The organism is Streptomyces sp. NPDC058157 (genome assembly GCF_042884105.1).
Lineage (GTDB): Bacteria > Actinomycetota > Actinomycetes > Streptomycetales > Streptomycetaceae > Streptomyces.
In genome coordinates, this window is record NZ_JBHVUQ010000009.1 from 1 (window position 1) to 13,544 (window position 13,544).

12 protein-coding genes are annotated in these 13,544 nt (G+C 72.7%); 2 read left to right on the plus strand and 10 right to left on the minus strand.

The window, feature by feature from the left end:
* Window positions 1-167: 167 nt before the first annotated feature.
* The 5 genes from ACFVXK_RS04005 to ACFVXK_RS04025 form a co-directional block, all read right to left on the minus strand.
* Complete coding sequence (locus tag ACFVXK_RS04005) at window positions 168-1,589, minus strand: NAD(P)H-hydrate dehydratase (protein ID WP_389609985.1); 1,422 nt, start codon at window positions 1,587-1,589, stop codon at window positions 168-170.
* Between the two features lie 28 nt (window positions 1,590-1,617).
* Window positions 1,618-1,986: a holo-ACP synthase gene (locus ACFVXK_RS04010; RefSeq protein WP_389609986.1), complete on the minus strand. Its 369-nt coding sequence runs from the start codon at window positions 1,984-1,986 to the stop codon at window positions 1,618-1,620.
* A gap of 14 nt (window positions 1,987-2,000) precedes the next feature.
* A complete protein-coding gene (gene glmS, locus ACFVXK_RS04015; protein WP_389609987.1) occupies window positions 2,001-3,911 on the minus strand; it encodes a glutamine--fructose-6-phosphate transaminase (isomerizing) in 1,911 nt (636 codons plus the stop codon).
* A gap of 79 nt (window positions 3,912-3,990) precedes the next feature.
* Complete coding sequence (locus tag ACFVXK_RS04020; protein WP_389609988.1) at window positions 3,991-4,791, minus strand: hypothetical protein; 801 nt, start codon at window positions 4,789-4,791, stop codon at window positions 3,991-3,993.
* Entirely contained in the window at window positions 4,788-5,519 is a 732-nt protein-coding gene (locus tag ACFVXK_RS04025; RefSeq protein WP_389609989.1) for a hypothetical protein, read from the minus strand. Before ACFVXK_RS04025 ends, ACFVXK_RS04020 begins: the two co-directional genes overlap by 4 nt.
* A 280-nt stretch (window positions 5,520-5,799) precedes the next feature.
* On the opposite strand from ACFVXK_RS04025, the gene coaA reads away from it, so the two are divergent.
* Window positions 5,800-6,822 carry a type I pantothenate kinase gene (coaA, locus tag ACFVXK_RS04030; protein WP_389609990.1) on the plus strand — a complete coding sequence of 341 codons (1,023 nt, stop codon included), beginning with the start codon at window positions 5,800-5,802 and terminating at the stop codon, window positions 6,820-6,822.
* A gap of 16 nt (window positions 6,823-6,838) precedes the next feature.
* Window positions 6,839-7,801 carry a TIGR00341 family protein gene (locus tag ACFVXK_RS04035; RefSeq protein ID WP_389609991.1) on the plus strand — a complete coding sequence of 321 codons (963 nt, stop codon included), beginning with the start codon at window positions 6,839-6,841 and terminating at the stop codon, window positions 7,799-7,801.
* A 4-nt stretch (window positions 7,802-7,805) separates the two neighbouring features.
* Here ACFVXK_RS04035 and glmM read toward each other — a convergent pair whose 3' ends face one another.
* The 5 genes from glmM to ACFVXK_RS04060 form a co-directional block, all read right to left on the minus strand.
* A complete protein-coding gene (gene glmM / locus ACFVXK_RS04040; RefSeq protein ID WP_389609992.1) occupies window positions 7,806-9,164 on the minus strand; it encodes a phosphoglucosamine mutase in 1,359 nt (452 codons plus the stop codon).
* A 136-nt stretch (window positions 9,165-9,300) separates the two neighbouring features.
* Complete coding sequence (gene rpsI / locus ACFVXK_RS04045) at window positions 9,301-9,816, minus strand: 30S ribosomal protein S9 (protein WP_045945298.1); 516 nt, start codon at window positions 9,814-9,816, stop codon at window positions 9,301-9,303.
* Between the two features lie 41 nt (window positions 9,817-9,857).
* Entirely contained in the window at window positions 9,858-10,301 is a 444-nt protein-coding gene (rplM, locus tag ACFVXK_RS04050; protein WP_387265812.1) for a 50S ribosomal protein L13, read from the minus strand.
* 236 nt (window positions 10,302-10,537) lie between these two features.
* Complete coding sequence (locus tag ACFVXK_RS04055; protein WP_389609993.1) at window positions 10,538-11,812, minus strand: glycosyltransferase family 87 protein; 1,275 nt, start codon at window positions 11,810-11,812, stop codon at window positions 10,538-10,540.
* A gap of 66 nt (window positions 11,813-11,878) precedes the next feature.
* The gene (locus ACFVXK_RS04060) at window positions 11,879-13,507 is read right to left on the minus strand and encodes an ABC-F family ATP-binding cassette domain-containing protein (RefSeq protein WP_389609994.1); all 1,629 of its coding nucleotides are present in this window, start codon (window positions 13,505-13,507) and stop codon (window positions 11,879-11,881) included.
* Between the last annotated feature and the right edge of the window lie 37 nt (window positions 13,508-13,544).

Genomic DNA, 13,544 nt, shown 5'->3' on the forward strand with positions numbered 1-13,544 from the left:
CCCGACGGCAGGGCCCGAAGGCAGGGCCCGAAGGCAGGGCCCGAAGGCAGGGCCCGAAGGCAGGGCCCGAAGGCAGGGCCCGGGGCGGGAGCCGGAGCGGCTCCGGGGGCGGGGCCTGCCGGACCGGGGGCCCCGGGCCGAGGCCCGAGGGGGGACCGCTCGTTCGGCTACGCCATGACGCTGCGCCAGGCCCCCGGCAGCGCACCGGCCACCTCCTGCGCCACCACCGGCGCCCCGCCGGCCGCGAACCGCCCCGCGAGCCCGTGCAGGTAGGCCGCCGCCGACCCCGCGTCCACCCCGCCGAGCCCCCCGGCGAGCAGCGCCCCCGCCAGCCCCGACAGCACGTCCCCGCTCCCGGCGGTGGCCAGCCACGGCGTCCCCGTCGGGTTCACCCGGACGGCCCCGAGGCCGTCGCCCGCGGCGACCAGCGTCGTGGACCCCTTCAGCAGCACCGCCGCCCCGTACCGGCCCGCCAACTCCCGTACGGCGCCCAGCCGGCCCGCCTCCACCGCCTCCCGGGCCACCCCCAGCAGCGCCGCCGCCTCCCCCGCGTGCGGGGTCAGCAGGGTCGCGGCCCGCCGCGCCCGCACCGCCGCGGGGTCCAGCCCGCGCAGCCCGTCCGCGTCGACCAGCACCGGCACGTCCACGTCGGCCAGGGCCCGCCCGACCTCCTCCGCGCGCCCCGCGCCCAGCCCCGGCCCGACCACCCAGGACTGCACCCGGCCCCGCCCGACCAGCACCTCGGGGAACCGCGCCAGCACCGCCTCCGCCGCCGGCCCCACGTACCGCACCGCACCCGCGCCGCCCCGCAGCGCCCCCGCCACGGCGAGCACCGCCGCGCCCGGGTACTGCTCCGATCCGGCGACGACCCCGACCACGCCCCGCCGGTACTTGTCGCTCGACGCCGCCGGCACGGGCAGCAGCCGGGCCACGTCCGCGTGTTGCAGCGCCTCCATCGCGACGGCGCGGTCCCCGAAGTCCAGCCCGATGTCCACCAGCCGCACCGCCCCCACCCGCGCGGCCCCCGGGTCGGTCAGCAGCCCCGGCTTGTACGCCCCGAAGGTCACCGTCACATCGGCCGTCACCGCCGGGCCGGACACCTCCCCGGTGTCGGCGTCCACCCCGCTCGGCAGGTCCACCGCGACCACCGCCGCCCCGGCCGGGATCCGCTCCACCAGCTCCGCCGCGGCCGGACGCAGCCCGCCCCGGCCGCCGATCCCGAGCAGCCCGTCCACGACCAGGTCGGCCCGCTGCGGAACCACCGCCCCGACCCGCCCCCCGGCGGCCCGCAGCGCGGCCAGCCCGCCCGGGTGCATCCGTTCGGGGTCCATCGGCACCGCCGTCACCGCGGCCCCGCGCCGCGCCAGCCGGGCGCCCGCGTACAGGGCGTCGCCCCCGTTGTCCCCGGGCCCGACCAGCAGCACCACCCGGGACCCGTAGACCCGGCCCCGCCCCCCGGCCGCCAGCAGCTGCGCGCACACGGCGGCCAGCCCCGCCGCGGCCCGCGCCATCAGGGCGCCCTCCGGCAGACGGGCCATCAGCTCGCGCTCGGCGGCCCGCACGGTCTCCACGCTGTAAGCAGTACGCATGCCACCAGCGTGCCGCACACCGGGGCGCTCAGCCCTCGGCGATCACCACCGCCGACGCGATCCCGGCGTCGTGGCTCAGCGAGATGTGCCAGGACTTCACCCCCAGGGCCCGCGCCCGCGCCTCGACGGTGCCGGACACCCGCAGCCGCGGCTGACCGGTGTCCTCGACGTACACCTCGGCGTCGGTCCACAGCAGCCCGCCGGGCGCGCCCAGCGCCTTCGCCAGGGCCTCCTTGGCCGCGAACCGGGCGGCGAGCGAGGCGACTCCGCGCCGCTCGCCGCTCGGCAGCGTCAACTCGGTGGGGAGGAAGAGACGCTCCGCCATCTGCGGCGTCCGCTCCAACGCCGCGCCGAACCGGGCGATCTCGGCCACGTCAATCCCCACACCGACAATCACGGCAACAACCCCTCCTACTCCACCGTCACGGACTTCGCGAGATTACGCGGCTGGTCCACCTCGTTGCCGCGCGCGGTCGCCAGCTCGCACGCGAACACCTGGAGCGGGACCGTCGCGACGAGCGGCTGGAGCAGCGTCGGGGTGGCCGGGATGCGGATCAGGTGGTCGGCGTACGGCACGACCGCGTCGTCACCCTCCTCGGCGATGACGATGGTCCGCGCCCCGCGCGCCCGGATCTCCTGGATGTTCGAGACGATCTTGTCGTGCAGCACGGAGCGGCCGCGCGGCGACGGGACGACCACCACCACCGGCAGGTCCTCCTCGATCAGCGCGATCGGCCCGTGCTTGAGCTCGCCCGCCGCGAAGCCCTCGGCGTGCATGTACGCCAGCTCCTTGAGCTTGAGCGCGCCCTCCAGCGCCACCGGGTAGCCGACGTGGCGGCCCAGGAACAGCACCGTGTCCTTGTCGGCGAGCGAGCGCGCCAGGGCCCGGACCGGCTCCATCGTCTCCAGGACCCGGTCCACCGCCGCGGCGATGTCCGACAGTTCCCGGATCACCGCCTCGATCTCGTCGCCCCACTTCGTCCCGCGCACCTGGCCGAGGTACAGGGCGACGAGGTAGCAGGCCACCAGCTGCGTCAGGAACGCCTTGGTCGAGGCGACGGCCACCTCCGGCCCGGCGTGCGTGTACAGCACGGCGTCCGACTCGCGCGGGATCGTCGACCCGTTCGTGTTGCAGATCGCCAGCACCCGGGCACCCTGCTCGCGCGCGTGGCGCAGCGCCATCAGGGTGTCCATCGTCTCGCCGGACTGCGAGATCGCGATCACCAGCGTCCGCTGGTCCAGGATCGGGTCGCGGTAGCGGAATTCGCTGGCCAGCTCGGTCTCGCACGGGATGCGGGTCCAGTGCTCGATGGCCAGCTTCGCGATCATGCCCGCGTGGTACGCCGTACCGCACGCCACGATCACGACCTTGTCGACCTCGCGGAGCACCGAGGCGGGGATGCGCACCTCGTCGAGGGTCAGCAGGCCGCTCGCGTCGATCCTGCCCAGGAGGGTGTCGGCGACCGCCTTGGGCTGCTCGGCGATCTCCTTGAGCATGAAGTAGTCATAACCCCCCTTCTCGGCCGCCGAGGCGTCCCAGTCCACGTGGTAGGCCCGCACGGACGCGGGCGAACCGTCGAAGCCGGTCACCGAGACCCCGTCGCGGCGGAGCTCGACGACCTGGTCCTGCCCCAGCTCGATCGCGGACCGCGTGTGGGCGATGAACGCGGCCACGTCCGAGGCGAGGAAGTTCTCACCTTCCCCAACGCCCACCACCAGCGGGGAGTTCCGGCGCGCCCCGACCACCACGTCCGGCTCGTCGGCGTGCACCGCGACCAGGGTGAAGGCGCCCTCCAGCCGCCGGCACACCTGCCGCATGGCCTCCGCCAGCCCCGACCCGGCCGGCCCCGAGCCTGCCGGTCCCGAGCCGGCCGGTCCCGCCGCGCCCCCGGCCTCCCGGACCGCGTCGAAGTGCTCGGCCAGCAGGTGCGCGACGACCTCGGTGTCCGTCTCGGACTCCAGCCGGTGCCCGCGCTCGGCCAGTTCGGCGCGGAGCGCGGCGAAGTTCTCGATGATCCCGTTGTGGACGACCGCCACCCGGCCGGAGTTGTCCAGATGCGGATGGGCGTTGACGTCGGTCGGCCCGCCGTGGGTCGCCCACCGGGTGTGCCCCAGGCCCGTGGAACCCGCCGGCAGCGGCTGCGCGACCAGCTCCTTCTCCAGGTTGACCAGTTTTCCGGCCTTCTTGGCGCTGACGAGCTTGCCGTCGGCGAGGACGGCGACCCCGGCCGAGTCGTAGCCGCGGTACTCCAGCCGCTTCAGTCCGGCGATGACCACATCGAGCGCCGACTGCGCTCCCACGTATCCCACAATTCCGCACATAGGGCGCAGGGTACGCCTGAGTCGGGTGTCTGTCGGGTACCCGAACAGGACGAAAACAACCCTCGGCCCTGTCGGGGCGTCAGCCCAGCTTCCTGACCTGCGCCTCGATCGCGGGGGCCGCCAACTGCGCCTCGCCGGACAGCCGGCTGGCGTGGAAGTTGACGAGGGTGGCGCCCTTGCGGACCACCATCAGCTCGGTCTGGTACGGCTCCCCGTCGCGCTCCGCCTCGACGGTGTAGGCCAGGGACTCGTCACCGCCGTACGCGGCGTGCGGGACGACCCGGGTCACGGTGAAGACCTCCCCGTCCACCGTCGCCGCGTACCCGCCCTCGCAGGCCCGCCCCGCCGCCTGCACCTCGGCGAAGTGCCCGTGGGCGGCCTCCCCGGCGTACGAGCCGACGGTCACCACGGTCACCGTCGAGCTGGCGGCGTCCAGCGCGGCCGCCCGCTTCTGCCCCTCCGACGCGTCGTCCGGCAGCGCCGAGGCCATCGCGACCACCGAGGCCCGGGCCCAGCCGGTCCGCCCCGCCGGCAGGAACCCGGAGACGGCACGGGCCAGCTCCCGGCACTCGGGCCGGTCCACGCTCGCCGGGGCGCTGTCGTGCGCCTCCGGGGTGACCTTGTGGTCCAGGAGGTCCCCCTGGGCCACCAGCAGGTGCTCCGGGGCCGCCTGGGACCTGCCCTTCTGCGGGGTGCCCGCCTGCCGCCCCTTGCGGGCCGTCCCGTCGGCCGGGTCGGACACCGGCAGCTCGGCGGCCGGGCCGTCCGCCTCCACCACGATCACGGTGGGCCGGCCGGCCCCGCATCCGGTGGCCAGCACGGCCAGCGCCAGCCCCGAGACGACCGCGGCGGCCGCGCGCCGCACGCGTCCGGGTCTCATCCGAGCTTCTTGGACTGCGCCTCGACGACCGCCTTGGGCGGCTGCGGGGCGTCGCCGAGCACGCTCAGCACCTCGAAGCTCGCCAGGACGTCGCCCTTGCGGACGAACACGAACTGCATGTTGGCCTTCGGGCCGCTCTTGAGGTCCAGCACCGTCGTGTAGGCCAGCGACTCGTCCCCGGCGGGGTCCTGGGCGACGGGCAGCACCTTCTCGACCTTCATGGTCTTGGACCCGTCGACGGCCGTGTAGCCGTCCGCGCAGGCCGCGACCGCCTTCTTGACCGCCGCGAAGGCCTCCTCGGCGCCCTTGCCCGCGTAGGAGTCCAGGAACACGGAGGTCCCCGTCCGCCCGCCGTTCTGGCGCAGCTGGTCGAGCTTCTCGTCCTCGCTCGCGTCCGCCGGAAGCGGCTTGGCCTTCCCCAGAGCCGACGCGACGGCCGTGCCGGCCGCCTTGCCGACCGGTACGCCGGCCTGCGCCCGCACGAGCGGCTCGCAGGCCTGCTTGTCGGACGAGACCTTCCGCCCCGGATCCCCCTTCGGGGTGTCCGTGTCCACCGTGTAGTCCGGCAGGTCGGCCGGTGCGATCAGCAGCCGGCCCAGCTCCGCCGCCGGCGTGCCCCCACCGCCCCCGCCGCCCCCGTCACCCGACGAGGTGCATGCGGCGGCCGGCAGGCACAAGGAAACGGCGCACACGGCCAGGACGCCGCGACGGACGGACGTGGTACCCACGTGAAGGCTCTCCCCCATGAACAAGATCACCGCGGGACGCCGGTCAACGTCGCGGTGACGAACAATGTACGACTTGCTCGATCACGTGACCGGTGTTAATGGCACATCCGCAGGATCTTCCTGGTCACACCGGGAAATCGTGATCGACACGAGACAGGACGGGCTTCCGATCGAGACCGGCTCGGGCCACCGGCGCCACCAGGCCGTTCCCGCCACCCGAACCCGCCACGTGACCGACCCCACCACCCACGGCGGCCCCCGAGCCCCGACAATGGGCGGTGTGATCACATCGCCGACGCGCTGTACGCCGGAGCACGCAACGGAGCGTTCCGGTTCCCGCCGGGTGCCCGACCCTTCGCCCTACGTCGAACTCACGCGGGCCGAGTGGAGCGCCCTGCGCGAGCGCACCCCCCTGCCACTGACGGCGGAGGAGGTGGAGCGGCTGCGCGGCCTCGGCGACGTCATCGACCTCGACGAGGTGCGGGACGTCTACCTGCCGCTCTCGCGCCTGCTCAACCTGTACGTCGGCGCCACCAGCAACCTGCGCGGCACCCTGAACACCTTCCTCGGCGACGCCGGCGGCAACGGCCACGGCGCCCAGCAGGGGACCCCGTTCGTCATAGGGGTGGCCGGCTCGGTCGCCGTCGGCAAGTCCACGGTGGCCCGTCTGCTCCAGGCCCTGCTGGCCCGCTGGCCCGAGCACCCGCGCGTCGAGCGGGTCACCACGGACGGGTTCCTCTACCCGATGAAGGAGCTCCAGCGCCGCGGCCTGACCTCCCGCAAGGGCTTCCCCGAGTCCTACGACCGCCGCGCGCTGACCAAGTTCGTCGCCGACATCAAGGCCGGCAAGGACGAGGTCACCGCGCCGGTCTACTCGCACCTGATCTACGACATCGTCCCGGACGAGCGGCTCGTCGTGCGCCGCCCGGACATCCTGATCGTCGAGGGCCTGAACGTCCTCCAGCCGGCCCTCCCCGGCAAGGACGGCCGCACCCGGGTCGGCCTCGCCGACTACTTCGACTTCAGCGTGTACGTGGACGCCCGCCCCGAGGACGTCGAGCGCTGGTACCTCAACCGCTTCCGGAAGCTGCGCGAGACCGCGTTCCAGAACCCGTTCTCCTACTTCCGCAAGTACACGCAGGTCTCGGAGGAGGAGGCCCTGGAGTACGCGCAGACGATGTGGCGGACCATCAACAAGCCCAACCTGCTGGAGAACGTGGCCCCCACGCGCGGCCGCGCCACCCTCGTCGTCCGCAAGGGCCCCGACCACAAGGTCACCAAGCTCAGCCTGCGCAAGCTCTGACCGCTACGGTGCAGGCATGCTGCATCTGCGGATGATCACCCCGCACCACCTCACCGACCAGGTGGTGGAGCTGGCGGGCCGTACCGTCGGGACCACCCACCTGGTCGTCCTGCCGGGCGCGGCCCGCGACCCCGAGGGCGATGTGGTGTTCGTCGACGTGGCCCGCGAGGCGGCGGACGAGCTGCTCGCCGAGATGCGCTCGCTCGGCATCGACGAGGCGGGGTCGATCGCCGTCGAGAACATCGACCTGTCGATCTCCCGGCGCGCCGACGAGGCCGAGAAGGAGGCTCCGGGGGAGGCCGCGGACGCGGTGATCTGGGAGCAGCTCGCCGAATCCACGCACGAGGAGTCGACCCTCACCATCACCTACAGCGTGTTCATGATCGTCGCCACGATGATCGCGGCCTGCGGTGTGGTCCTGGACAATGCGATCCTGATCGTCGGCGCCATGGCCGTGGGCCCCGAGTTCGGCCCGCTCGCCGGGATCTGCACCGGTCTGGTGCAGCGGGCCCCGAAGCTCGCGTGGCGCTCGGCGCTGGCCCTGCTGGTCGGCTTCGCCGCCGCGATCGTCGCGACGACCGTGTTCAGCCTGGCCATGGACGCGCTCGGGCTGTTCGACCGGGGGATGCTCGACCGGCCCCGCCCGAACACCAGCTTCATCTGGCAGCCCGACCCGTTCTCGTTCGTCGTGGCCGTGCTCGCGGGGGTGGCCGGGATGATGTCGCTGACCTCGGCGCGGGCGGGGGCGCTGGTGGGCGTGGCGATCTCGGTGACCACGGTCCCGGCGGGCGCGAACGCCGCCGTGGCGCTCAGCTACGGCGACGTGGGCCAGATGTGGGGATCGGCGGAGCAACTGCTGCTCAACCTGGTGGGCATCGTCGTCTCCGGCACCCTGACCCTGATCGGCTGGAAACTGCTGTGGCGCACCCAGCACGGGCGGATGCTCCGCCCGCCGGGTGCGCCACCGCGCAAGCCGTGAGGCCCTAGCCCAGCGCCGACTTCACCACGTCGGCGAGCCGACCGGCGACCGCGCGGGCCTGCTCGATGTCGGCGGCCTCCACCATCACCCGGACGAGCGGCTCGGTGCCCGAGGGGCGCAGCAGCACCCTGCCGGTGGTGCCGAGCTCGCGCTCCGCCTCGGTGACGGCGTTGGCCAGCTCGGCGGAGGTGGAGACGCGGGACTTGTCGACGTCCTTGACGTTGATCAGGACCTGCGGGAGCCGGGTCATGATCCCGGCGAGGTCGGCCAGCGAGCGGCCGGTGGCGGCGACCCGGGCGGCCAGCATGAGGCCGGTGAGGGTGCCGTCGCCCGTGGTGGCGTGGTCGAGGATGATCACGTGGCCGGACTGCTCGCCGCCCAGCGCGTAGCCGTGTTCCTTCATCGACTCCAGGACGTAGCGGTCGCCGACGGCGGTCTGGACGAAGCGGACGCCCTCGGCCTCCATGGCCAGCTTGAAGCCCAGGTTCGACATGACGGTGGCGACGACGGTGTCCTGGCGCAGCTGCCCGGCCTCGCGCATGGCGAGGGCGAGCACGGCGAGGATCTGGTCGCCGTCGATCTCGTTGCCGTCGGCGTCCACCGCGAGGCAGCGGTCGGCGTCCCCGTCGTGGGCGATGCCCAGGGCCGCCCCGTGCTCGACGACGGCCGCCTTGAGCAGGTCGAGGTGGGTGGAGCCGCAGCCGTCGTTGATGTTCAGGCCGTCGGGCTCGGCGCCGATGGTGACGATCTCGGCGCCCGCCCGGGTGAAGGCCTCCGGGGACACGCGGGCGGCCGCGCCGTGGGCCTCGTCCAGGACGATCTTCAGGCCGTCGAGGCGGTTGGGCAGGACCCCGATCAGGTGGGCGACGTACTTGTCGAAGCCCTCGTCGTAGTCCGAGACCCGGCCGACGCCGGAGCCGGTGGGCCGGACCCAGGGGGCGCCGGTGCGGTGCTCCTCGTAGACGGCCTCGATCTTGTCCTCCAGCTCGTCGGCGAGCTTGTGGCCGCCGCGCGCGAAGAACTTGATGCCGTTGTCGGGCATGGCGTTGTGGCTCGCGGAGAGCATCACGCCGAGGTCGGCGCCCAGCGCACCGGTGAGATACGCCACCGCCGGGGTGGGCAGCACACCGACGCGCAGGACGTCCACGCCGGCGCTGGCGAGGCCCGCGACGACCGCGGCCTCCAGGAACTCGCCCGAGGCGCGGGGGTCACGGCCGACCACGGCCGTGGGGCGGTGGCCCGCGAAGGTGCCCGCCTCGGCCAGTACGTGCGCGGCCGCCACGGAGAGGCCGAGCGCGAGCTCAGCCGTCAGATCCGCGTTGGCGACGCCTCGTACACCGTCCGTCCCGAAGAGTCGTCCCACTGTTGTCCTCCCGAGTTCACGCTTCGCTAGGTGACCGCTAGTGACAGATGTTTGCCGCTTTTGGCGGTAAACGAACCGCCCCGACAGCACAGAGAGTGCTGCCGGGGCGGTTTCGTTGCTGAACAGCAGGCGCAGATTAACGCTTGCTGTACTGCGGAGCCTTACGGGCCTTCTTGAGACCGGCCTTCTTGCGCTCGACCGCACGGTCGTCGCGGGAGAGGAAGCCGGCCTTCTTGAGCGCCGGGCGGTTGTTGTCCACGTCCGCCTCGTTCAGCGCGCGGGCCACGCCGAGGCGCAGGGCGCCGGCCTGACCGGAGACGCCGCCACCCGAGATGCGGGCGATGACGTCGTAACGGCCGTCGAGCTCGAGGAGCTTGAAGGGCTCGTTGACTTCCTGCTGGTGCACCTTGTTGGGGAAGTAGTCCTCAAGGGTGCGACCGTTGATCTTCCACTTGCCGGTGCCCGGAACGATCCGGACGCGGGCGATGGCGTTCTTGCGACGGCCCAGGCCGGCGGCCGGCTGGGGGTCACCGAAGCGACCGGCAAGGGACTCGGAGGTGTAGTCGCCCTCGACGACGACGTCCGACTCGGTGGTGTACTCCTCGACGCCCTCGAACTCGTCGACGGGGGTCTCGGCGGTGGTCTCGGCCACGATGCTCCTCAGAATTCTCTGTGTGTAAGGGGTGGCCGGAACTACTGCGCGACCTGGGTGATCTCGAACGGCACCGGCTGCTGGGCAGCGTGGGGGTGCTGGTCGCCCGAGTAGACCTTCAGCTTCGAGAGCATCTGACGGCCCAGGGAGTTCTTGGGGAGCATGCCCTTGACGGCCTTCTCGACGGCCTTCTCCGGGTTGTTCGCCAGCAGGTCGTCGTAACGCACGGAGCGCAGACCGCCCGGGAAGCCGGAGTGGCGGTAGGCCATCTTCTGGGAGGCCTTGTTGCCGGACAGGTGGACCTTGTCGGCGTTGATGACGATGACGAAGTCGCCCATGTCCATGTGGGGGGCGTAAGTCGGCTTGTGCTTGCCCTTGAGGAGGGTGGCGGCCTGGGTCGCCAGACGACCGAGGACGACGTCCTGGGCGTCGATGACGAGCCACTGGCGCGAGATGTCGCCGGGCTTGGGGCTGTACGTACGCACGCGTATGCCTTCGCTTCTTCAGTGGTGGGTCATCCCATAGGGCGCAAGCCCCGCGGGAAGGGTCCTGACAGGGTCACCACGGACGATCACGACAGCCCTCGTTCACATCGGGGACGCACCCGAGTGAAAACCGCTGGTCATCGGTCCGGTGGACCGGCGTAAGGCCCTTTCACGTGAGAATGAGAAAGCCAATACGCATAACAAACCAGCAGGATACCCATTCGGACCCGTACGGGTCAAAACGCGGTCCGCGATGCCGATGCTGCTGGCGTCGCGGCGCACTCCGGTTCGGTCCTGGGTGGGGACCCCGCAGTTGTTACTGGACTCAGAATAACCCGACCCGAACGCAGTGCACGACGCCCCAGCAGGAACGCGAGCCCGCACAGGGTCGCCGCGTCCTTGAACGCGCGCCGCTTGTGGGCCAGCTCCGAGGGCCACGGGACCAGCGCCAGCTGGGGCGTCAGGGCCAGCCAGAACCAGGGCGAGCGGGGCATCGAGCCCGGCCGCACCCCCGAGGCCAGCAGCAGCGGCAGCACCACCAGCAGGTAGTGGTCGAAGGAGGGACGGGACACCAGGAATGCGGCGAGCATCACCATGCAGGCCGTCTCCGCCAGCCGCAGCTCACCCGCGTCCGGCTCGGCCGCGTCCGGCCGCCGCCACCTCCGCCAGGCCCCCCACAGCCCCGCGCCGGCCCCCGCGAAGGCCACGGCCACCGCGACCGGCTGCGGCACCCCCAGCCGCGGCAGCACCGCGATCGGCGAGGCGTCCCACGGCAGCGCGTACGCGTCCTGCCCCTGGAACAGGAACGGCAGCGTCTTGGTGAAGAACAGCGTCGGGCTCGGCATCAGCAGCGCCCCCGCCAGCGACAGCACCGCCGGCACCGCCACCGCCACCGCCAGCCCCCGCCACCGCCGGGCCAGCACGAAGACCAGCCCGACCGGCACCAGCATCGGCTTGCAGGCGATCGCCAGCCCCACCACCAGCCCCGCGGCCACCCAGGACCTGCGGTGGGCCAGCAGCAGCGCCACCGGCAGGGCCGCCGCGGAGACCGCCGTCCAGTTCCCGATCAGCACCAGGTTCAGGTACGGCTTGTACAGCACCCCCAGCAGCCCCAGCCCACCGACCGCGAACCGCGAGCCCGGCGGAACGGAGAACAGCCGCAGCGCCGCCCACCAGCCGACGCCGACCAGCCCCGAGATCACCGCCGGCAGCAGCCAGCGCAGCACCCCCGTGGGCACCAGCGCCTCCGGCACCGCCATGAGCACCGCACTGGGCGGGTACAGGAAGCGCCGGTCCTCATACGGGGAGACCCCCGCCAGCAGCGCGTCCGCCGCCTTGACCACGAACGCGTTGTCCGAGCCCCAGTTCGCCCGCAGGCTCGTCGAGACCGAGACGGCCAGCAGCACCACGAGCGCCACGACCCGCCAGGGCCGCGGCGCCGCTCCGAGCAGCCAGGCCGCCGGCCGGTCCCCGGTGACCGGCCGGCCACTCCGCGTCAGCCAGATGCGCATGAGCCAGATGCTAGGCCGCAGCCCCACCACGCCTCCCCCTCGACCCGCGCGGGGGAGGTCGGTCCCCTAGCGCTTCCGGTCGACCCTACGTTCGTCCCAGACGGGCTCCTGGGTCTCCCGGACAACGCCGTCTGAACCGAAGACCAAGTAACGGTCAAATGTGCGCGCGAACCAGCGGTCGTGCGTCACGCACAGCACCGTGCCCTCGTACGACTCCAGACCGTCCTGCAGGGCCTCCGCCGACTCCAGGTCCAGGTTGTCGGTGGGCTCGTCCAGCAGCAGCGCCGTGGTCCCGGCCAGCTCCAGGAGCAGGATCTGGAACCGCGCCTGCTGACCGCCCGAGAGCCGCTCGAACGGCTGCTCCGCCTGCCGCTCCAGTTCGTAGCGGCGCAGCGCCCCCATCGCCTGGCCCAGCGGCTTGGCCGCCTCCGTCCACAGGATGTCGACGAGCGTGCGGCCGAACAGCTCGGGGTGCGCGTGGGTCTGCGCGAAATGGCCGGGAACCACCCGTGCGCCCAGCTTCCAGTCACCCGTGTGCTTGACGTCCTCCCCCGCAAGCAGCCGCAGGAAGTGCGACTTGCCCGAGCCGTTCGAGCCGAGGACCGCGACCCGCTCCCCGTAGAAGACCTCCAGCGAGAACGGCTTCATCAGGCCGGTCAGCTCCAGGTTCTCCACGGTCAGCGCGCGCACGCCCGTCCGGCCGCCCTTCAGCCGCATCTTGATGTCCTGCTCCCGCGGCGGCTCCGGCGGCGGCCCGGCCTCCTCGAACTTCTTGAAGCGGGTCTGCATCGCGTGGTACCGCGAGGCCATGTCCGGGCTGCTCGCCGCCTGGTTACGCAGCCGCAAAACCAGGGCCTTCAGCCGGGCGTGCTCCTCGTCCCAGCGCCGCTTGAGCTCCTCGAAGCGGGCGAAGCGCTCCTTGCGGGCCTCGTGGTACGTGCCGAAGCCCGCGCCGTGCACCCAGACGTCCGAGCCCGTCGGGCCCGCCTCCAGGCTGATGATCTTCTCGGCACCCTGGGTGAGCAGCTCCCGGTCGTGGGAGACGAACAGCACCGTCTTGCGGGTGGCCCGCAGCTGCTCCTCCAGCCACCGCTTGCCGGGGACGTCGAGGTAGTTGTCCGGCTCGTCGAGCAGCAGCACCTCGTCCGGCCCGCGCAGCAGCGCCTCCAGCACGAGCCGCTTCTGCTCGCCGCCCGACAGCGTGCGCACCTGCCGGAACTGGGCCTGGTCGTACGGGATGGCCAGCGCGGCCATCGTGCAGACGTCCCAGAGCGTCTCCGCCTCGTAGCCCTGGACGTCGGCCCAGTCGCTGAGCGCCTGGGCGTAGGCCATCTGCGCGGCCTCGTCGTCCACGGTGAGGATCAGCTCCTCGGCCCGGTCGACGGCCTTCGCCGCCTCCCGGATCCGCGGCTGGGACACCGACACCAGCAGGTCCCGGACGGTCGACTCGTCCCGGACCGAGCCCACGAACTGGGACATCACGCCGAGGCCGCCGCTGATGGTGACCCCGCCGCCGTGCGGCTGGAGCTCACCGGAGATCAGCTTCAGCAAGGTGGTCTTGCCGGCGCCGTTGGCCCCCACGAGGGCCACCACCGCCCCCTCCCCCACGCGGAAGGAGACGTCGGGGAGCAGCACCCGTCCGTCGGGCAGGTAGTACTCCAGATGGCTGGCTTCGAGATGTCCCATGCCGGGCATTGTCCAGGTCCGGCGGCGCCGGACCCAAACCCCGCGG

Excerpts from the sequence above, each read along its gene's own strand:
- ACFVXK_RS04005 (WP_389609985.1), bottom strand. The coding sequence starts at position 1,589 with ATGCGTACTGCTTACAGCGTGGAGACCGTGCGGGCCGCCGAGCGCGAG.
- ACFVXK_RS04020 (WP_389609988.1), bottom strand. The coding sequence starts at position 4,791 with ATGAGACCCGGACGCGTGCGGCGCGCGGCCGCCGCGGTCGTCTCGGGG.
- ACFVXK_RS04035 (WP_389609991.1), top strand. The coding sequence starts at position 6,839 with ATGCTGCATCTGCGGATGATCACCCCGCACCACCTCACCGACCAGGTG.
- glmS (WP_389609987.1), bottom strand. The coding sequence starts at position 3,911 with ATGTGCGGAATTGTGGGATACGTGGGAGCGCAGTCGGCGCTCGATGTG.
- ACFVXK_RS04055 (WP_389609993.1), bottom strand. The coding sequence starts at position 11,812 with ATGCGCATCTGGCTGACGCGGAGTGGCCGGCCGGTCACCGGGGACCGG.
- ACFVXK_RS04060 (WP_389609994.1), bottom strand. The coding sequence starts at position 13,507 with ATGCCCGGCATGGGACATCTCGAAGCCAGCCATCTGGAGTACTACCTG.